The sequence below is a fragment of the Bradyrhizobium sp. 604_D8_N2_3 genome (genome assembly GCF_051810765.1).
Classification (GTDB): domain Bacteria; phylum Pseudomonadota; class Alphaproteobacteria; order Rhizobiales; family Xanthobacteraceae; genus Bradyrhizobium; species Bradyrhizobium barranii.
This window is the reverse complement of sequence record NZ_JBPWPM010000001.1, coordinates 7,435,982-7,456,464: the sequence shown is the minus strand read 5'-3', so window position 1 is coordinate 7,456,464 and position 20,483 is coordinate 7,435,982. Positions and strand designations below refer to the sequence as shown.

Below are 20,483 nucleotides of genomic sequence, written 5' to 3'. Positions count from 1 at the left end.
ATTGGGCTCGACGGCCGCGCCGACACTCTCCGTCATTGCGAGCGCAGCGAAGCAATCCAGAGTCTTTTCGCAGAGGCAGTCTGGATTGCTTCGTCGCTGCGCTCCTCGCAATGACGGCGGAGAGAGCTGCGTTCTGTCACGCCTATTGCAAATGCTGCTCGCGATCATCTCTTGGTTGTGATATCGTGAACGCTCTCGTTGATCGAGAATAATCATGAAGCAGCCCTGCGTGTACATGTTCGCCAATCGTCGCAATGGGACGATCTACGTCGGCGTCACCTCGAATCCGCCGCGCCGCGCGTTCGAGCATCATGAGGGCCTGGTGAAGGGCTTCTCGTCGAAATACGGCTGCAAGCTTCTCGTCTGGTACGAACTGCACGCGACAATGACCGATGCGATTGTACGTGAGAAGCAGATCAAGGGTGGCAGCAGAGCGAAGAAGCTTGCGCTGATCGAGAGCGCCAATCCGGACTGGACGGATCTCTACGAGACGCTGATCTGACTACAGGGGGAGTGGCGGTAGTAGGCGAGAGGGCGCCACTCATCCCGTCCATTGCGAGCGTAGCGAAGCAATCCAGAATCTTTCCGCGGAGGCAATCCGGATTGCTTCGTCGCAAGTGCTCCTCGCAATGACGGCGGAGGGACCTTGGTCACTGCACGCCCTCCACCCGTGACAACAACATCGGCTGCAGTGCACCATACATCAGCGTGCGCCACAGCCATTCGATCGGGCCGTGTCGGTAGTGGCGCAGCCACCATGCGCTGAACAGCACCTGTCCGACGTAGACGGCGATGCCGATAGCGAGGGCCTGGGTGATGCCGAGCCGTCCGAACAGGCCAAGGCCGTAGCCGTAGAAGATCCAGCCGAAGATGAGCGATTGTGCGATGTAGTTGGTGAATGCCATCCGGCCGAGCGGCGCGGCCCAGCCGAGCAGCCTCTTGCCGCGTCCGAAACTGGCGATGAAGAGGATGGCGGCACCATAGCCCAGCGCCAGCAGGATGTTGCCGAGCGGCTCGATGCCGACGTAAAGCAAGGCCGCGCCGAGACAGATAGCCGGAAGCGCGATGACGAGCAGGCCGCGGGCATTTTGCAGAATGCCGCTCCGCCAGGCCAGCGCTCCGACGAGAAACAGCCCGATCGTGCGCAAGAAGACGAACGCGTGCAGGGACGCGATGAGAGGAATTTCGCGGAGACGAAACGCCAGCACGTCGAGGAAGCCGCCCGTCGCATAGATGCGATTTGCATCCATGACGTCCCGCCAGATCGCGGTCCTGCCGGGAAACAACCCCGCGGGCGGAAAGGCCTGCATGGCCAGATACAGCGCGAGAGACGCCAGCGCGGCGAGCGTCAGCAACCAGCGCGGGCCAAACAGGAACGGCAGCACGATGAATCCCGCCAGTGCATATTCGGTGAGGATATCGCCGTTCCAGATCAGGCACAAATGAATGACGCCGAACACCAGCAGCACAGCGAGCCGCCGCAGGAGCAGGAAAGTGCGGCGCTCGCTGTTCGCGAGCCGGTCGAATTGAATGGCAAGGCCTGCGCCGAACAGCAGCGAGAACAGCGCAAACGCCTTGAGCTCCACGGCCTGCGTCAGGATCGTTTCGACAGCGCGATCAACCGGCGAAGCAAGCGTCCTGGCACCAAGAAACTGCTCGAAGATCGAAATGCGAAATTCCATGACCACGTTGATGGCCATGACGCCGAACAGGGCAATGCCCCGCAGCACGTCGATGGCGTCGATCCGGTCCGAGGGGCTTATTGCCCGAGGAGATGCGGCACCATCGGATGTCATGGAAGAATTCCAATTGTAGCTCGACGACGCGTGGCGCGGGGCGAGATGCCTGCCACACGCTCCGTCATTGCGAGCGCAGCGAAGCAATCCAGAATCTCTCTGTGGAGGCAGTCTGGATTGTTTCTTCGCAAGAGCTCCTCGCAATGACGATGTGGCGAAAGTCTGCCATCCCTTACGAAATTTCGCTCCTCACACGCGTTGCAGCAGCGGCCGCAAGCTGCGGATGTCGGTCACAGCCTCAATCTCATACACCGACTTGATCAACCGCTCGGCCTTCTCGCCGCCGACCACTGGGGCAATCAGATCGCGTGCCTTGTCGATGACCTCGTCGCGCGTCATCGGGTTGCGCGGCGTGCCGCGCACGGCGGTGACGCGCTCGGAGAGGCGGCTTCCATCAGTGAGCTCGATCTCGACGACGGCGACGCGCACCGGCAATAGTTTGGCCAGCTCCTCGTCGCGCACCAAATTCACTTTGGCGCGCTCCTTCAAAACCGCCGCGTCCTGCATGCGCGGCTTGTCGTGGGCGGCGTGGAAGGAGGCGGTCTTGTCGAGCAGCATCACGGCGACCATGTGCTGGAGACAGATGTCGGGGATGTCGCGGTTGTCCACGACCTCGGCGACGGACGGCGCGAGGCGCACGGTCACGCGCTTGACCTGATCGGCCTCGAACGCCTGCTTGCTGCGGATGGCGTAGACCGCATCGAGCGGTCCCTGGATCGGTGAACCCACCGTCCATTTCTTGATGTCGGTGCCTGCGATCTCGTAACGCTCGCCAAGCTTCTCCACGAGTTTGCCGGTCGCAGCCTTCGGCGCATAGGCCAGGAAGTAATTGTCTGGCCCTGAGAACACGTCGTCGACGCCGTTCCAGTCCGAACGCACCAGCAGTGCTGACGTCACGCCGTTGCGGGCCGGCATGCCGGCGAACACAAACCCTTTCTCGATATGGTCGACGTCGCGCCGCCACACGATGAAGCCGGAGGATTGCTGCGCGGCATAGTCGAGCACCCAGCGCATCCGGCGCGCATCGAAGCCGGCGACACAGGCGGCAGCAGCCGAGGCGCAGAACGTGCCGGCAATGCTGTGCGTGCTCAGCACGCTCTCATAGCTGAAATCGGCCCCGCCCATTGCCATCACCACGCGCGTGCCGACGTCGTAGCCCAGCGTCACCGCACGCAGAAAATGGGCGCCGTCGATTCCGAGGTGTTCGCCGAGCGCAAGTGCCGCGGGAACAGTCGAAGAGCCGGGATGCGAGCGCGACGGGCTGTGCGAATCGTCGGTCTCGTCGGCATGCGCCATGACGCCGTTGGCAAGCGCGGCCTCGACTGGCGACGCGGTGAGCGATGTGCCGGCAATGGTCGATGTCCCCTGCGCAGCATTGGCGCGAATGTAGCGCTGCGCCGCCTGACCGGGCGGCAGCTCCGATCCTGATACCATCGACGCCAGCGTATCGAGGATGTGGTGCTTTGCTTGTTCGACGACTTCGGGTGGCAGCGCGCGGGTTTTCGCAGCGCTCATGTAGTCGCACAGCGCCGTCATTTCTGGCCCGGAGCCAGATCCCTCCGCGAAACTCCGTGCGGGCGAAAGCGAGAGGCTGGTTGCCGCCGCTGCGGTCAGGCCGAGAAAGTCGCGTCGTTTCATGGTGTCCCGTCTTTGGTGCAGGAACTGATGAAACGTCTAGCGCTTAGGACAGCCGCGTGTCTAGTAGCCGACGCTGGCGCCAGAAGCGCCCTGGGTGCCACCACATCCTCCGTCATTGCGAGCGCAGCGAAGCAATCCAGTCTCTCTCCGCGGAGACAATCTGGATTGCTTCGTCGCAAGAGCTCCTCGCAATGACGATGGGGCGCGAGCAGGGCTGCCCCTACGACAGCCGCATATCCAGCAGCCTGCGCCCCTCGCCCTTCAGCAGCTTCTTCACCGCGCTCGACGCCACGACCTCACCGTCGTTGGCGTAGGCTTCGTGGTTCTTCTCGATGTCGTCGAGGCGGTAGAGGTAGTTGACCATCACGCCGGCGGACTCGCGTGCGCCTTTCGGCGAGAGGTCGCCGAGCCAGTTGATGCGCTCGAGCCGTGCGCCGTTGCCGAGATGGAAGCGGGCGACGGAATCGATCAGCTTGCCCTTCGGCGTGCGCGCCTTCAGGAAGTAATAGGCCGCGAGCGGCTCGATCACGGTGCGGAGCAGCGTCGTCGTCTCGGGGTTCTCGAACCATTTGGGATCGTCGAGGCGCTTCAGCACCTCGCGGTCCTCGTCCGAGAGCGGCAGGTCCCTGTCCTGCTTCACCCATTGCATGAAGCCCGGCACCGGCGACAGCGTCACGAAGGTGTCGAGTTTTGGCGTCTCGCGGCGCAGCTCTTCGACCACCTGTTTGATCAGGAAGCTGCCGAAGGAGATGCCGCCAAGCCCGCGCTGGGTGTTGGAGATCGAATAGAACACCGCGGTGCGCGCACGCTCGATCGGCAGATGCTGGCGGTCGACCGCCAGCAGCGGCGCGATCGCACCGGGGATCGTCTCGGTCAGCGCCACCTCGACGAAGATCAGGGGCTCGTCAACCATCGCGGGATGGAAGAAGGCGTAGCAGCGCCGGTCGACCGGATCGATGCGGCGGCGCAGGTCGTCCCAGTCGCTGATCTCGTGCACGGCTTCGTAACGGATGATCTTTTCGAGGATGTTGGCCGGGGTCGACCAGTCAATCCGGCGCAGCACGAGAAACCCCCTGTTGAACCACGACGAGAGAAGGTGCGAGACGTCGCGATCGAGCGCGGCGAGATCGGTGTGCCCGTTCATCATGCCGAGCAGATCGGCGCGCATGTTGACGAGATCGCCGGTGCCGCCCGGCGCGCGGTTGAGGCGGCGGATCAGCTCCTGCCGGCGCGGCTCGGAGGCGAAGTGCAGCGAGCTCGCGTCTTCGTCACTGGGCTTGGCGCGCCATTTTTCGATCGCCTTGGACAGGCGTTCGCGATCGGGGCCGAAATCGCGCACCAGGGCTTCGAAGAAGGCGCGGCGTCCTGCCGCATCCAGCTCCTGGTAGATGTCGAGCACCTCACGCGCCATGGCAGTGCCCGAAGCTTCGCCCCGGCCCGACAGCAGCGCACCGCAGAGCTCGATCAGCCCGTCGGCATCGTGCTTGGTGTCGTCGGAATCCCCGCGGCGCAGCAGCGTGCGGCCGCGATCGGAGATGGTGGCGAGCAGGTCTGAGAAGAAGGCGTTGGCCATCTGGTCGTTTCGATTCCGGTTTGTGCGCTGCGGAAGCTTACACGGGATTTAGGCGGAAGCCGATCACAATCAAGCAGGGGAATTTTGTATCTTTCGTGGTGCCATGCGCCACCAGGAAAGCTGTCATGCCCCGCGAGGGCGAGAGTGCCACCAAAGCTGTCATGCCCCGGCTTGACCGGGGCATCCAGTACGCCGCGGCCTCTCGGCTCAATCACGGCCGTCTGGAATACTGGGTCGCCCGGTCAAGCCGGGCGACGACACCGTGACTACTTCCCCGCAAACTCCGTCGGCGTCCGCCCCGTGACCTGACGGAATGCTGCCGAAAACGCCGGCACGCTGGCATAGCCGAGCTGGGTGGCGAGCTGCTTCACCGACACATTGGGGTCGGTCGACAGCCGCTGGATCGCTGCCGCAACCCTTGCGCGCTGGCACCAGCTCTTGAAGCTCAATTGCGTCTCGGTCGAAAACAGCCGCGACAACGTACGCACGGAGGTTCCGACCTCGCGCGCCAGCGTGTCGATGTCGTGCAGGCCGGTGGGATCGTCGAGCACGATCATCGCGGCGCGCCGGCAGCGCGGCTCATGCGGCAGCGGCACGAAGGTCGCGGAATCCTCCGCCTGGTGCAATTCCAGCATCACCAGGCGGACCAGCAGCTCGGTCCGCTCCTCGGTGTTGCGTGTGTCGAACAGCGCGAGGATCGCCTGGTTGAGCAGCGGCGATACTCGCACCACGAATTCCTTGGTCAGCCCCTCATAGCGTTGCTCGCGCTTGAGCCAGGGCAGGTCGAAATACAGCGTGCGCATCTCGATGTCGGCGAGCAGGTCGAGGGCATGCTCGAGCCCGGCCGGCACCCAGACGGCGCGGTCCGGCGGCACCAGCCAGCGCCCCGCGGGCGTCGTCACCTGCATCGTCCCCCTGGCCGCGTAGATGAGCTGTGACTCGCGGTGCATATGCGGATCGATCCGCATGCCCTTGGGATAGTCGCGTGCAACCAGGTGCACGCCCGCGGGCGAGAGATGGTTGCTCCGGACCTCCCGGAGGATTGGCGTTTCCAAGACATTCATTGGCGGCATCCCGTCATGGGTCCGACATATAACTCATTTCGGAGCAAGAGAGGATTCGGAATGAACAGCCCCAGCCGGGTGATCAGTTTCGTCAACGCAGGCCATTTCATCGACCATTATGCGATGCTGATTTTCGCCGCCGCCGTAATCATCATGGGGCCGGCGCTCGGCATGGCCTATTCGGAACTTCTGCCCTATGCGACGCCGGGCTTCGTCGCCTTCGGCGCGGGCTCGCTGCTCACCGGCTGGCTCGGGGACCGCTGGAGCCGCCGCCACATGATGCTGATCTTCTTCGTCGGCATCGGTGCTTCCATGATCTCGGTCGGCTTCGTGCAGACCCCGGCACAGCTTGGCGCGGCGCTGTTCGCGATCGGCATTTTTGCTTCGATCTATCACCCCGTCGGCACCGCGATGATCGTGTCCTATGCCGACCGGCTCGGCCGCGAGATGGGGATCAACGGCGTCTGGGGCAATCTCGGCGTTGCGTCGTCCGCGCTGGTTACCGGCGTGATCGGCCAGTATCTCGGCTGGCGTTTTGCCTTCATCGTGCCCGGTGTCGTCACCATCCTGATCGGCATCGCCTTTGCGATGATGGTCGTGCACGAGGACCGCAAGGGCTCGAAGCAGGCGGCAGCTCAAGCGCGCGTGGCGAAGAAAGACATGTGGCGCGTGATCCTGTCGCTGCTGATCGTGGTCATCGCGATCTCGACCACGTTCAATGCGGTCACCGTCGCGCTGCCAAAACTGTTCGCGGAACGGCTTGCGGACCTGACGAAAAGCCCGGCGCTGCTCGGCGTCATCGCCGCCTGCGTCTACGTGTTCGGCGCGATGACCCAGTACACGATCGGCCGGTTGCTCGACCGCTACTCGCTGAAGACGGTGGCGCTGCCGCTGTCCTTTATGCTGGCGCCGTTCCTTTATCTCGCCGCGAGCCTGTCCAATCTGCCGCTGATCCTGGTCTCGATCGGCATCGTCATGGGTGCGTTCGGGCAGGTCACGGTGAACGATGCCATGGTCGGCAAATACACCAGCGAGGAATGGCGCTCGCGCGCCTATGCGGTGCGCTATTTCATCGGCTTCACCGCCGCGGGCGCCTCCGTCGGCCTGGTCGCCTGGCTCTACGAACAGGGCGGCTTCGTCACCATGCTGCACGCCTTCGCCGCGCTCTGCCTTCTCGCGATCGCCGCCGCCATCATCCTGCCGCGCGAGATCAGGACGCCGGCGGCGGCGTGAGGCCGGGGCTCTCTCCGCTCGTCATTGCGAGGAGCGTAGCGACGAAGCAATCCAGACTGCCTCCGCGGAGGGACTCTGGATTGCTTCGCTGCGCTCGCAATGACGGGTGATGAGGAGGGAGGTCGCCCATACCCCCATCATGCCATTCTGCCGGTGTTTTGCCCGACGTGTCAAAGCACCGGAACGCTCAAAAAAGCCCAATGCCATCAACGCCGTTCTACTGTGCATGGGGTTGTTTTCGACTTTTTTGTTTGTCGGCAGCCCGCCCTCCGCGGAAAAACTACGGCTTCACCTCGGCCACCGTCTTTGCCTTCGGCGCCTTCTTCGACGTGCGCCAGTTCTCGAAGCGCTGCACCACCACGAAGAAGGCCGGAACGAACAGCACCGCAAGGCAGGTCGAGGCCAGCATGCCTGAGAATACGGTGATGCCGATCGACTTGCGGGCGCTGGCGCCGGCGCCGGTCGCGATCACCAGCGGCACCACGCCGAGGATGAAGGCGAACGACGTCATCAGGATCGGCCGGAAGCGGGCGCGCGCCGCCTCGATCGCGGATTCCAGCACCGGCTTGCCGTCGCGGTTATGCAGCTCGAGCCCGACCTCGACGATCAGGATCGCGTTCTTGGCCGACAGCGCGATCAGCAGGATCAGGCCGATCTGGCAATAGAGGTTGTTGTCGATCTTCAAGGCGTTGAGGACGAGCATGGGCCCGATCAGCGATAGCGGCACCGCGAGGATCACCGAGATCGGCGCGTACCAGCTCTCGTACTGGCCGGCGAGCACGAGATAGACCAGCAGCATGGCAAGGCCGAACACCCAGTAGATCTGGTTCGAGACGGCCTTCTCCTGATAGGACATCGCGGTCCACTCGTAGCCCGTGCCCGGCGGCAGCGTCTTGTCCGCGATCTCCTCCATCAGCTGCAGCGACTGGCCGGACGAGTAGCCCTGCGCCGGCAGGCCGACGATGGTCGAGGAAGGGTAGAGGTTGTAGAGGCTGATCAGCGACGGGCCGGTGGCCGGCGTGATCGTGGCGACGGTGCCGATCGGGATCATGTCGCCGTTCGAGTTGCGTACCTGCATGTTGGCGATGTCGCGCTCGGTGACGCGGAATGCCGGATCGGCCTGGGTATAGACCTGGAACACGCGTCCGAACTTGTTGAACTGATTGACGTAGGACGAGCCGAGATAGGTCGACAGCGCCGCGAACACCTGATCGGTGGTGACGTGCAGCGTCTGGGTCTTGATGCGGTCGATCTCGACGTTGAACTGCGGCACCGACGAGCGGAACGAGGACGATACGCGCTGCAGCGCGCTCTGGCTCTGGGCGTTGGAAACCATCGCGCCGGTGATGGCCTGGAGCTTTGCAAAATCGCTGTTGCCGTCGCGCAGTTCGATCTGCATCGAGAAGCCGGCCGCGTTGCCGATGCCCTGGATCGGCGGCGGCGGCAGCACCAGGGTGCGCGCCTCCATGATGGTCGCGAGCTTGTCATTCAGCCCGTAGACCAGCGAACGCAGATCCTCGCCGGGCCCTTTGCGCGCCGACCAGTCCTTCAGGATGATGTAGGCGACGCCGGCATTGGCAAGGCTGGCGCTGTTGTCGAGCGCGGAGATACCGGCGATGGTGATGACCTGCTGGACACCAGGCGTGTCCTTGATCAGCTCGCTCGCCCTGTCGAGCACCGTCTGGGTCCGCTCCAGCGCGGCGCCATCGGGCAGTTGCACGGCCGCTATCAGGTAGCCCTGGTCCTCGATCGGCAGGAAGCCGGTCGGCACCCGCGACAGGCCGTAGCCGCCGATCCCGATCAGCACCAGTGCGAATGCGACCGAGATCGTGCTGTTCCTGCACAGCACGCCGATGAGGCGCGTGTAGCCCCGCTCGACACGGTCATAGACGGCGTTGAAGCCGCGGTAGAAGAAATTGCGCTGCTCCGGCGGCACCGTGGGCCGCAGCCAGAGCGCGCATTGCGTCGGCTTCAGCGTCGCCGCGTTGATGGCGGACAGCAGCGCGGTCGCCGCGATCACCAGCGCGAATTGCGAATAGATGCGCCCGGTGAGGCCGGCGAGGAACGATGCCGGCAGGAACACCGAGATCAGCACCAGGGTGATGCCGACGATCGGCGCGAACAGCTGGTCCATTGCCCTGATCGCGGCGTCGTGGCCGTTCATGCCCTGCTCGATGTTGTGCGCGGCACCTTCGACCACGACGATGGCGTCGTCGACGACGATGCCGATCGCGAGCACGATCGCGAACAGCGTCGACATGTTGATGGTGAAGCCGAGCGCCGCCATCGCCGCGAAGGCGCCGATGATGGTGACGGGCACGGTGGTCGCCGGCACCAGCATTGCGCGCCAGTCCTGCAAGAACACCAGGATCACGACCAGCACCAGCAGGCCGGCCTCGATCAGCGTCATGTAGACCTCGTGCACCGAGGCTTCGACGAATTTGGTGGTGTCGAACGGCGTGTCGTATTTGATGCCTTCGGGGAATCGCTTTGCAAGCTCCGCCATCTTCTTCTCGACGGCCTGCTCGACCTGGAGCGCGTTGGCGCCCGGCGACTGGAACACGCCGATGCCGGTGGCCGGCTGATTGTTCAGCGAGAAGATCTGGCTGTAGGTCTGCGCGCCCAATTCGACCCAGCCGACGTCGCGCACGCGCGTGACGTCGCCACTGGTGCCGGTCTTGACGATGATGTTCTCGAACTGGGTGGTGTCGTCGAGCCGGCCGTTGACGTTGAGCGTGTACTGGAACGCCTGTCCCGGCGGCGTCGGCGGCGCGCCGACCTGGCCGGCCGAGACCTGCTGGCTCTGCTGCTGGATCGCCGTGACGACGTCCGACGGCATCAGTCCGCGGACCTGGAGCTTGTTCGGATCGAGCCACACCCGCATCGAATATTGGCCGGCGCCGAACACCGTGACGTTGCCGACGCCGGGCAGACGCGAAAGCTCGTCGCGGATGTTGATGGTGGCGTAGTTGCTCAGATAAAGGCTGTCGAACGTCCTGTCCGGCGAGGTCAGCGTCACGAACAGCAGGATCGAGGTCGACTTCTTCTGGACGGTGACGCCCTGGTTCTGCACGGAGGTTGGCAGCTGCGACAGCGCGCTGGAGACACGGTTCTGCACCAGCACCTGCGCGAAGTTGAGGTCGGTGCCGATCTTGAAGGTCACGGTCAGCGTATAGGTGCCGTCGGAGCCGCTGTAGGACTGCATGTAGAGCATGTCCTCGACGCCGTTGACCTGCTGCTCGATCGGCAGCGCGACGGTGTCGATCACGGTCTTGGCGCTGGCGCCGGGATAGCGCGTGGTGACCTGCACCGTTGGCGGCACCACGTCGGGATATTGCGCGACCGCGAGGTTGAACAGCGCGACGCCGCCGATCAGGATCATCAGAAGCGCGATGACATTCGAGAGGACCGGCCGTTCGATGAAGAATTTCGAGATCATGGCTGGCGACCCCTCACTTGGCCGACGCCTGCGGCTGGTCGATCTTCGTCGGTTGCGGATCGATCTTCTGGCCCGGGATCACGCGCAGTAGCCCCGCGATCACCACGCGATCGTCCGGCTTCAAGCCGCTTTCGATCACGCGCAGGCCGTTGTCGACCTGACCGATCTGCACCTTGCGCTGCTCGACAATGTTGTCGCTATTGACCACCAGAAGATAGCGGCCGCCCTGGTCGCTGCCGAGCGCGGTGTCGGGGACGAGGAGGGCGTTCTTGTCCTGGTCGAAGGGCACCCGGACCCGGACGAAATAGCCGGGCAGCAGCGCTCGCTTGCCGTTGGGCAAGACGCCGCGTACCGCGAGCGTGCCCGTTGATGTATTGAGGGTCGGCGAGACGTAGTCGAGGTGGCCTTCATGCGGATAGCCGGTCTCGGTCTGGAGGCCCACCTGGATCGGCAACTGTTTGAGGTCGGCCACGGTCAGCCCGCGACGGGCCGCTTCGGCGCGGATGCGAAGGACGTCCTGCTCGCTGACCGTGAAGTTCACCCAGATCGGATCCAGCGCGACGATGGTTGCGAGCTGGGTCGGGGAGGAGACGCCGACGAGCTCGCCGATCGAGACCAGGTGCGCGCTGACGATGCCGTCGAACGGCGCGCTCACCTTGGTGTAGCCGTAATTGACCTCGGCGAGCCTCGTATTGACCTGGGCCTGCTGGAGACTGGCCTGGGCGTTGTCGCGGGTGGATGTCGAGGTGTCGAGAGTCGCCTGCGAGACAGCCTGGCGCTGCACGAGGTCGACCTGCCGCTTGAAATCGGCCTCGGCCTGCTTGAGCGTGGCCTGCGCACCGACCTCGGCCGCCTGCGCCTGCTCGAGCTTGAGCTTGTAGGTCTCAGGCTCGATTAAGAAAAGCTGGGTGCCCTGCTTGACGAAGCTGCCGTCCTGATAGTCGATCGATTGCAGGAAGCCCTGCACGCGCGCCACCAGATCGACGCTCTTGACCGGCGCGGTGTTGCCGGTGGCTTCGACATAGCGCGTCACCGCGCGCTGCACGGGCGCCGCGACGTCCACCTTCGGCGGCGGCGGTGCCACGAACGTGTTCTTGTCCTCGCAGCCGGCGAGCGCCACCACGGCCGCTGCGGCAACGAGTGCCCGCCCGACATGTCTCCACGCTCCGTTCCGTTGTGCGAGATCAGCGGGATTCGCGCAGGTCATTCGGTGGCCCCCGATTATTGTCTGTCGGTGTGGCAGGCTACCAACAAATGCCCGGCCGTGGAACACCATAGCCATGGCGGTCACCAGCCTTGCATTGCAAATGGCGCAGTGGCCTTTGACACGTTTGTCATGGCAAACCGCTTTTCATCGTGCATGATCGACCAGAATTGTGTCAAAGGCCGAGTGACGGAAACGAAGCGGTCGAGAAGCAGAGAAGAAAAGGTGAGGAGAACATGACATGCCCACGTCCCTCCAGGCGGCCCTTGCCGGCCTCGTTTTCGCAGCGGCAGTCGCCATGCCCGCGCTAGCCGATGGCCTGAAGGACGAGATCGCCCCGACCGGCAAGCTGCGGGTCGCGATCGCGATCAGCCCGGCGGGCGGCGCGTTCTGGTCGACCAAGACCGAAGCCGGCTATGCCGGCGTGCCGGTCGACCTCGGCAAGGAGATGGCCGGCCAACTCGGCGTGCCCGTCGAATATGTCGTGCACCAGAATTCCGGGCAGATCACCGACGCGGCCGGCAAGGGGACCTGGGACGTCACCTGGCTGCCAAAAGATCCCGAGCGTGAGACCAAGATGATGTTCGGCCCGATCTACGAGGTCGCGGATGCCACCTACATCGTCAAGCCCGGCTCAGCCGTCACCAACTTCGCCAGCCTCGACCAGCCCGGCATCAAGGTCGCGGCCGTCAATGCCACCACGACCATGCGCGGCGCGATCGCGCATCTGAAGAATGCGAAAGTCACGGGCTATCAGACCTATGACGAGATATTCGGCTTCCTGAAGAGCGGCGAGATCGACGCCTTCGCGCTGTCGCGCGACCAGCTCAACAAGATGGCGCAGAAGATCCCGGGCACGAAGGTGCTGGACGAGACCTTCAAGAAAACGGTGACGGCCGTCGCCGTCCCGCTCGGTCATCCCCAGGCGCTGACGTTCGTTTCCAGGTTCATGACGGAAGCCACGACGAACGGCACCTTGCGCAAGGCCTATGACAACAACGGCCTGAAGGACACGCCGATCCGGACGGAATAGCGGCGCCGCCTCCATGGCAAGCGAGATTCGGATCCGCGCTTTCTTGCCCGCCGATGCAGCCGCCGTGCGCGAGCTGTTCATCCAGGTCAATCGCCTGTTGGCGCCGGTGCATTTGGCGGAGGCGTTTGAAGGATACATCACCCGCTCCCTCGCGGAGGAGATAGATCGTCTCGCCGATTATTATTCGGGTCGGAGCGGCGGTTTCTGGGTCGCCGTCGATGACGATGAAATCGTCGGCATGTTTGGACTGGAGGCCTCTGGCGAACACGCGATGGAGTTACGGCGCATGTACGTTGCTCCCGGCGCGCGGCGCCGGGGTATCGCGCGAAAGATGCTGGCGTTTGCGGAAGGGGAGTGCCGCCGCCGCAATCGTCCAGAATTGCAGCTGAGCACGTCCGAGCTTCAGCAGGATGCGCTGACGCTGTATCGAAACGCGGGATACGAGAATGTGCGCGAAGAGATCGCCGATGCCGCCAGCAACAAGACGCTAGGTGGTGGCATTCGTCGCTACCATTTCACCAAGCGGCTCTGACGGCATCTCGGGGCGCTTCGCCCGTTATTAGGGCTGACTCACGGCTCCGCGGTGCGAATGCCTGCGGGGCTCACCTGCAGCTTGAGCGTCGACGTCCTGGTCAGCGCCTTGCCGTCGAACGAGAATGCGATCAGCTCGTTCTCGACCATGCACTGCGCCACGACATGTTTTGAGTCCTTTGACCACACCATGCCCTGGCACCAATGGCCGATCTTGGCCTCCGCCACCGGCGTGAGGTCGGTGCCCGAGATCTTGTAGACTTTGAGCAGGCCGAAATCGTTGAAGAAGGGCGAGGCCGAGGGCTTGTTCGAGCCGTTCATGACGGTGACGGCGACATGGCTGCCGTCCGGCGACATCTTCACGGCCTCAGGTGTCTGTCCAACGGTAACCGTCGTGACGACGCGGATCGGCTTGGCGGTCATGTCGATCAGACTGATCGTGTCACTGTCGCCGCTGCTGGCACCGACATTGCCGACGACGGCCACCGCGCTGCCGGTGAGGTCGATGTCGTAGGGGCGGATGCCGGCGGAGAGGTCGCGCTTGGTGTATTCGACCTTGGTCCCGTCCACGCTCAGAAGCGAGATCTTGCTGTCGCCGTCGCGGGTGACCAGCGCGGTGGCTCCGTCGCGGGAGAACACTACATGGCTGGGGCCCGACTTGGCATCGCCGAGTTGAATCTTCCCGCCTGCGGTCAGCGTATTGCCGCTGATCGCGAAGACCGAGACGGTGCCCTCGCTGCGGTTGGCAACCAGCGCCAGCGTGCCGGCACGGTTGATCGAGACGCCGGCGGCGCCTGGTCCGGCCTGCAATGTCGCAAGCACCTTTGGCGGGGTGGATTTGAGGTCGATCACCGAGAGCTTGTCGTCGGGGACCGTCTTGGTCGTATCCGCGGGATCGAGCTTCATCGCCCCCGTGACCAGCGCAAGCGAGCCGTCCGGCGCAATCGCGACGCTCGGCGGCGGCCCGACTACGCTGGCGGGTGCCGGCACCTCGCCCAAAAGCTTCAGCGCGCCATCGGTGAGATCGATGACGCTGACCGTGTCCGGCAACGGCTGCTTGCGCACCACGGCATTGCCGTTCTCCAGCATCATCTTGCCGTCATTGGCGGTGACGACGATCTCGGCATGAGCGGCGAAATTTGCAAAGCCGGCAAAGGACGTTGCGACCAGAGCAGACGCGACATCGCGCGTGCGCCTGTGAACAGCGGCTTTCATGTTTCCCCCTGAGACTTTGTTCTTGTCCGGCAAAGCTAAATGCAACCCGGTGCATCACGCAACAACCTGCCCGTGATCATTTTTGTCTTCGCCCTTGGAATAAAACGGCAAGACGCGCCCCGGTGAAGCGAAGCGGGTGGCTGCATAAAAAATTATGCCTCGACCACTGCGCAAAGTGTCTCGTGCGTCAAACTGACACGGCTCTGTCACTCGCGATGTTTAGAACGTTTCTGATCGTAAACATCCTCATTTCCGGGGCGTCAAAAAAATGAAATCGAGACTACTGACGACGGCTGCGATTGTCGCGGCCGCGAGCGCGCTCGCGTGCACTCTTCCCGTCCTTGCGGACGACTTCGGCCGTGACCGCGATCACGGGCATGATCAAGGTCGCGACAACGATCACGACCGTGATCATCACCGTCATCCGCATGACATCCACACCGAGACGCCGATCAAGCATCTCGTGATCATCTTCAACGAGAACCGCTCGTTCGACCATTACTTCGCGACCTATCCGAACGCGGCCAATCCGTCCGGCTCGATCCCCTTCGTGCCGAAGCCGCATACGCCGAAGGTCAACAATCTCGCCAACGCGCATTTGCTGGTGAACAATCCGAACAACAGCGCGGCCAACGGCACCGGCGCGACGGATCCGTTCCGCCTCGACCGCACCCAGGCCAACACGCGCTCGCAGAACCACTCCTACACGCCCGAGCAACAGGCCGTGGACAACGGCAAGGAAGACTTGTTTCCGAAATTCACCGGCCGCGGCACCGCCGGCGGCGCCGGTGCGTTCGGCACCAACGGTCAGGTCATGGGCTATTTCGACGGCAACACCACCACCGCCTTCTGGAATTACGCCCAGCACTTCGCCATGAGCGACAATGCCTGGACCGACACTTTCGGTCCGTCGACGCAGGGCGCGCTCGCGGTGATTTCTGGCCAGACCAATGGCGCGCAGAACATCGTCGGCACCTCGGCGTCGATCGCCGACGGCCAGGGCGGCCTGACGCTGATCGGCGACACCGACCCGGCCTACGATTCCTGCTCGAGCACGAGCAGCACCGTGCTGATGACAGGCAAGAACATCGGCGACCTGCTCAACGACGGGCGCATCAGCTGGGGCAGCTTCATGGGCGGCTTTGACCTGACGCTCAAGAATGCCAACGGCACCACCGGCTGCGCGCGCACCACCTTCTCCAGCAACGTGAACGGCACGATCGTGGACTACAGCCCGCACCACGCCTGGTTCCAGTACTACAAGTCGACCGCCAACCCGACCCATGCGCGGCCGAGTTCGGTCGATGCGATCGGCCACACCTACGAGAAGGGCGGCAAGACCGTCGATCCGGCCAACCACGCCTACGACCTCGAGGACTTCTACGCCGCCGTGAAGGCCGGCAATTTCCCGGCCGTCTCCTACATCAAGATGTCGGCCTACCAGGACGGTCACGCCGGCAACTCCGATCCGCTCGACGAGCAGGTCGGCAACGTCGAGCTGATCAACTTCCTCCAGAAGCAGCCGGAGTGGCGCGAAACCGCGGTCATCATCACCTATGACGACTCCGACGGATGGTACGACCACCAGTACGTTGCGCCGAAGACCGCCTCCTACGATCCGACCGCCGATCAGGTCAACGGTCCGGGCCTGTGCGGCCTCGGCCCGCAGAAGCAGCCGGCACCGAAGGGTCTCTCCGGCAAACCGGTGAACGGCCGCTGCGGTCCGGGCACGCGCATTCCGTTCATCGTGGTCTCGCCCTACGCCAGGACCAACCACGTGAGCAGCACCTACATCTCGCAGGCGTCCGTGGTGCGGTTCATCGAGGACAACTGGCTGCGCGGCCAGCGTATCGGTGGCGGCTCGTTCGACGCCAGCTCCGGCTCGATCATGGACCTGTTCGACTTCGATCAGGATCACAGCCATGACTACCGGACCGACGCGCTGTTCCTCGATCCGACCTCCGGCACGGCGATCACCAGCCCGCCGGACGAGCATCACCACCACTAGTCCAACGGGACGCTTGATGAACAGCCGCACCATGTGGCTCCTCGGCGCCGGCCTGCTTTGTCTGGCCGGCGCCGTCTTTGCAGCCGGGACGCAAGGACTTGCGGAGACGAGCCAGCTCGGCGCGAACCCGAATCCGGTTCGCCTCATGCGCCCGCCCGTCGCGCCATTGTCCGCGATGGCGCAGCTCGGCAAGGAGATCTTCTACGACGCGTCGCTGTCGTCGTCCGGCGTGCTGTCCTGCGCATCCTGCCACAGCCCGGATCACGCCTACGGCCCGCCCAACGACGGGCCGGTGATGCTCGGCGGCGCCGCCCTGTCGCGGCAAGGCGCACGCGCGGTGCCGTCGCTGACCTATCTCGATCGCCATCCCAATTTCAGCATCGGCCCCGACAAGGGCGACGACGACAACGTCATCGATCTCGCGCAGATGGCTGCAATCGGCCAGCAGGCCGCGCGTACGACGAAGACCGCCGGCGGCAGCGGCGCATCGGCGAACATCGTGCCGCAAGGCGGCCTGTTCTGGGACGGCCGCGCCGACACGCTCCAGGACCAGGCGCTGTTCCCGCTGCTCGACCCCAACGAGATGGACGGCGGCAGTGCCGAGATCGTCGCGGACAAGCTGCGCCGTGCGCCTTACGCCTATCGCTTCGTCGAGCTGTTCGGCGCCGGCGTGCTCAGAAATCAGCGGCTCCTGATCGCGGAGGCGATGTTCGCGGTGGCGCGTTATCAGGTGGAGGAGCCGAGCTTCCATCCCTACACCAGCAAGTATGACTACTGGCTCGAGGGCAAGGCGCGGCTCACCGAGACCGAACTGCGCGGCCTGCAAGCGTTCAACGATCCTGACAGGGCCAATTGCGCCGGCTGTCACACCTCGGCGCCGACCCGCGACGGCCTGCCGCCGCTGTTCACCGATCACCAATACGAGGCGCTCGGCGCGCCGCGCAATGCCGCGCTCGCCGGCAATCGCGATCCCAACCATTTTGATCTCGGCGTCTGCGGCCCGCAGCGCACCGACATTCCCGAGCAGACGCAATATTGCGGCATGTTCCTGACGCCGACGCTACGCAACACGGCGACGCGCCGCGCCTTCTTCCATAATGGCGTTTTCAGTACCCTCGAGCAGGCTCTGGATTTCTACAATCTTCGCGACACCAATCCGGAAAAGGTTTTTCCGCGCGGCGCCGACGGCGCGGTGCGGAAATACGACGACCTGCCGCAAAAATATCATGCCAATGTCGACGTCACCGATCCGCCCTTCGATCGCCACCCCGGCGACAAGCCGGCGATGACGGAGCTGGACGAAGCCGACATCATCGCGTTTCTGAAGACACTGACGGACGGCTACAAGCCGGAGAATTAGAGTGCCGACGAATTAGAGTGTCGACGCATGATTCCGGGATGCGGATGCGGCGAAAAAGTCAGTCATCGCCTGCATGAACACTCCTGCCGCCGCCGTGTCGGATCGCGTGGCCGTATTCAAAAGAACTCAAGCGAAGGAAAGTGATTGACCAGTCTGTCCCAGAGCGAGGACGGCGGCCGTGGCTGCCTTTTGGCCTCCTGGAGGGACAGGCACCGCGGTGCCAGTCTCATTCCATAATAGAGGTTCGCTCCAGAGAGGCTCTGACCGCCCTGTATGCTGACAGTCGGATCGAAATTATTCTTTATCAAGTCCGTCGTTTGCTCCACGGAGCCCGCCGCTGAATTGTCATAGGCCGCGACGTATTTCGTCGATGCCTTGAGAACCCGCTGTCCCTGGCAAACGTATTCCCCGTTTTCCAGATAACGTTTCACTTCCCGATCGCAGGACTCGCGGCGGAACAGCTCCTCCGCGATGATTGATAGATCTTCAAGTGAGATTTCCAACACTTGAACGTCATCAAGCTCGAGCTTTACAGCTTCTGCCAATTTTGCATCGGTATGTGACTGAATCGAACGCACGACTTTTGAGTCGAGCGAATACTGTGTCTTTCGTAGCTCCGAAGTGACCTGGGTCGCTGAAGATGAAGTACGAGTGACGCCGACCAGCCGATCCGGCGAGACTTCGCACAGCATGTCGTAATCCTGGCCGTTCGGAGAGACATGATAGATGGAGCCTGGAGCGCGCAGGAGGACCGGTGGCGTTATCGGGTGAAAGCCGATAGCGGTGATTGCTTCGTTGAGCTTATTTGGGGGTGTGCGTAGATGTATCGCGGCCACGGATGCCAGTGGTGCGATGCTCACGATCGCGACTAATGCCCCCCACTTGACCAATGGGCGCATTGGAATTCTCCGCCGATTATCCGCAACAATAGTGTCCGCAGGGGCGCGCGCACGCGTTGGCCGAATCTGCAGGAACAGTCGTCGTGAGTGCGGCGAGAGTGAAGACAAAAAGCAGTGCTGCGAACTTCATGGCCTGTCCTCCTATGGATTGACAGATGTTCGCTCGGCTTGACGTCCGGAAACCCGCAACGCTTTGGCGCCGGGACGCGAGACATCTCCTTGCAAAACTACGCCCGGCATGGGGTCGCTGATATGAACTAGCTCACACTCTATCTATAATTGTGCTGAGTCTCGCGGGGCGTCGCCCTTCTGTATGTCCTCAGCGCCCCTTGATCTCCGAATATTTCACCATCGCGCGCTCGAACTTCCGGTTGAACAGCCACATCGCAGCGAGGATCTCGCGGAAGCTGGCCGAGGTCCGCGCCCGGTCGGCCTGTCCAAACGCGAAGATGCTGTTGTTGCGCAGGTGCTTCATAATCGTTGGACTGGACACCCTGTAATTCAGGAGATCGCCGGACTTGAGCGCGGACCGCGTCGGGGTGGGAACGATCTGGATCAGTTCGAACAACTTCATCTGGTCGATCGGATCGGGAAGCGTCTTCACGATTCCCGGGATCTCCCGAAACACCTCCGCGTGCGCGTTCATCAGGCCGTCGCGCACGTTGGTCCAGTGGTTGAAGCGATAGTCCGTGCCGCGGGCGCGTGCCTCTTCCTTGTCGTCGCGCGCGCTCAGCTCTGGGTCGGCTGCCGCGATGTCTCCCTTGATGGCTTCCCACTTCCGGCGGCCGTTGCGGTCCTCGGACGGGCCGGTCTGGAAGCTGCCCATATAGGTGTTCGAGCGCCCGTTGCGGACATTCTGCTTGCCGTTGGTCTCGGCGAAGAACAGCCCGAGGCTGATCCGGCCCGCAGCTTCGGCGTGAGCCGGTGCAAGCCCCTTGGCGCGTGCGATAGCTGTGGCGAGATCGACGACGTCCTTGAACGGCGTCGCCGAGTTCTGCGCGCCGGCGGGCGGCGCCTCCATGACGTCGAACAGCTTTGAATATTCGTCGATCAGCGGCTCGATGTCGGCGTCGAAATAGGCCGGTGGTATCTCGAACTTGTTGGGCTTGCCGATTCGCGACGGCATGGCGTCGGTGAGATCCTTGTAAGCACTGATGACCGCGACGCGCGCCAGATAGAGCGCCTGTCCCGGCAGGTTCGGCAGCGGCTCCTTCGCCTCGATCTGTCGGCGCCGCTCGGCAAGGATGGATTTGAAATCGCCGAGCGCGCGATCGTAGGTAGCGAGCGCCTCCGATTGCTTTGCGTTAAGCGTTTGTGCCCGGCTGACTGTGAACGTCGTGAGGATCAGCCCAAGCACCGCCAGGGCCGTGGCGGCATGACATCGTCGTCCCATGGCGGGTTCCCATGTGCCGTAGATTCGTCGGTCACGGGATCGTAAACATCAAACGCGCGGACTGGCGAGTTGCAAATCACGCACAGCCCGGGTTCTC

Annotated in this window: 15 protein-coding genes; 6 read left to right on the top strand and 9 right to left on the bottom strand. The window is 63.4% G+C overall.

What is annotated here, in order from left to right; translation table 11 throughout:
- Positions 1-214 precede the first annotated feature (214 nt).
- Positions 215-502 (top strand): GIY-YIG nuclease family protein, encoded by a 288-nt coding sequence (locus tag AB7245_RS35760; RefSeq protein ID WP_085405204.1) that lies wholly within the window; start codon positions 215-217, stop codon positions 500-502.
- A 148-nt stretch (positions 503-650) separates the two neighbouring features.
- Here AB7245_RS35760 and AB7245_RS35755 read toward each other — a convergent pair whose 3' ends face one another.
- The 4 genes from AB7245_RS35755 to AB7245_RS35740 form a co-directional block, all read right to left on the bottom strand.
- A complete protein-coding gene (locus AB7245_RS35755; protein WP_085405202.1) occupies positions 651-1,796 on the bottom strand; it encodes a DUF418 domain-containing protein in 1,146 nt (381 codons plus the stop codon).
- A gap of 189 nt (positions 1,797-1,985) precedes the next feature.
- Positions 1,986-3,434, bottom strand: coding sequence for an MmgE/PrpD family protein (locus tag AB7245_RS35750; RefSeq protein ID WP_135214825.1), 1,449 nt, complete (start codon positions 3,432-3,434; stop codon positions 1,986-1,988).
- Between the two features lie 220 nt (positions 3,435-3,654).
- Positions 3,655-5,007, bottom strand: a complete 1,353-nt coding sequence (locus AB7245_RS35745) for a malonyl-CoA decarboxylase (RefSeq protein ID WP_085405200.1) — start codon at positions 5,005-5,007, stop codon at positions 3,655-3,657.
- A gap of 266 nt (positions 5,008-5,273) precedes the next feature.
- On the bottom strand, positions 5,274-6,071 hold the full coding sequence (locus AB7245_RS35740) for an AraC family transcriptional regulator (protein WP_167768049.1): 798 nt from the start codon (positions 6,069-6,071) through the stop codon (positions 5,274-5,276).
- A 60-nt stretch (positions 6,072-6,131) separates the two neighbouring features.
- On the opposite strand from AB7245_RS35740, the gene AB7245_RS35735 reads away from it, so the two are divergent.
- Positions 6,132-7,304 carry an MFS transporter gene (locus tag AB7245_RS35735; protein WP_085405199.1) on the top strand — a complete coding sequence of 391 codons (1,173 nt, stop codon included), beginning with the start codon at positions 6,132-6,134 and terminating at the stop codon, positions 7,302-7,304.
- Positions 7,305-7,584: 280 nt separating this feature from the next.
- Here AB7245_RS35735 and AB7245_RS35730 read toward each other — a convergent pair whose 3' ends face one another.
- Together AB7245_RS35730 and AB7245_RS35725 are read right to left on the bottom strand one after the other, a co-directional pair.
- Positions 7,585-10,743, bottom strand: coding sequence for an efflux RND transporter permease subunit (locus AB7245_RS35730; RefSeq protein WP_085405198.1), 3,159 nt, complete (start codon positions 10,741-10,743; stop codon positions 7,585-7,587).
- Between the two features lie 13 nt (positions 10,744-10,756).
- A complete protein-coding gene (locus AB7245_RS35725; protein ID WP_085405197.1) occupies positions 10,757-11,950 on the bottom strand; it encodes an efflux RND transporter periplasmic adaptor subunit in 1,194 nt (397 codons plus the stop codon).
- Positions 11,951-12,188: 238 nt separating this feature from the next.
- On the opposite strand from AB7245_RS35725, the gene AB7245_RS35720 reads away from it, so the two are divergent.
- Together AB7245_RS35720 and AB7245_RS35715 are read left to right on the top strand one after the other, a co-directional pair.
- On the top strand, positions 12,189-12,980 hold the full coding sequence (locus tag AB7245_RS35720) for an ABC transporter substrate-binding protein (protein ID WP_085405196.1): 792 nt from the start codon (positions 12,189-12,191) through the stop codon (positions 12,978-12,980).
- 13 nt (positions 12,981-12,993) lie between these two features.
- On the top strand, positions 12,994-13,512 hold the full coding sequence (locus AB7245_RS35715; RefSeq protein WP_085405195.1) for a GNAT family N-acetyltransferase: 519 nt from the start codon (positions 12,994-12,996) through the stop codon (positions 13,510-13,512).
- Between the two features lie 38 nt (positions 13,513-13,550).
- Here the strand turns inward: AB7245_RS35715 and AB7245_RS35710 are convergent, their stop codons facing one another.
- The gene (locus AB7245_RS35710) at positions 13,551-14,726 is read right to left on the bottom strand and encodes a mandelate racemase (RefSeq protein WP_085405194.1); all 1,176 of its coding nucleotides are present in this window, start codon (positions 14,724-14,726) and stop codon (positions 13,551-13,553) included.
- A 268-nt stretch (positions 14,727-14,994) separates the two neighbouring features.
- Between AB7245_RS35710 and AB7245_RS35705 the strand changes: the two genes are divergently transcribed.
- Together AB7245_RS35705 and AB7245_RS35700 are read left to right on the top strand one after the other, a co-directional pair.
- On the top strand, positions 14,995-16,734 hold the full coding sequence (locus AB7245_RS35705) for a phospholipase C (RefSeq protein ID WP_085405193.1): 1,740 nt from the start codon (positions 14,995-14,997) through the stop codon (positions 16,732-16,734).
- 16 nt (positions 16,735-16,750) lie between these two features.
- Positions 16,751-18,094: a cytochrome-c peroxidase gene (locus AB7245_RS35700; RefSeq protein WP_439035488.1), complete on the top strand. Its 1,344-nt coding sequence runs from the start codon at positions 16,751-16,753 to the stop codon at positions 18,092-18,094.
- Between the two features lie 116 nt (positions 18,095-18,210).
- Here the strand turns inward: AB7245_RS35700 and AB7245_RS35695 are convergent, their stop codons facing one another.
- Both AB7245_RS35695 and AB7245_RS35690 read right to left on the bottom strand, forming a co-directional pair.
- On the bottom strand, positions 18,211-18,993 hold the full coding sequence (locus tag AB7245_RS35695) for a hypothetical protein (RefSeq protein ID WP_085405191.1): 783 nt from the start codon (positions 18,991-18,993) through the stop codon (positions 18,211-18,213).
- Positions 18,994-19,312: 319 nt separating this feature from the next.
- The gene (locus AB7245_RS35690; RefSeq protein ID WP_085405190.1) at positions 19,313-20,386 is read right to left on the bottom strand and encodes a hypothetical protein; all 1,074 of its coding nucleotides are present in this window, start codon (positions 20,384-20,386) and stop codon (positions 19,313-19,315) included.
- Positions 20,387-20,483: the final 97 nt, after the last annotated feature.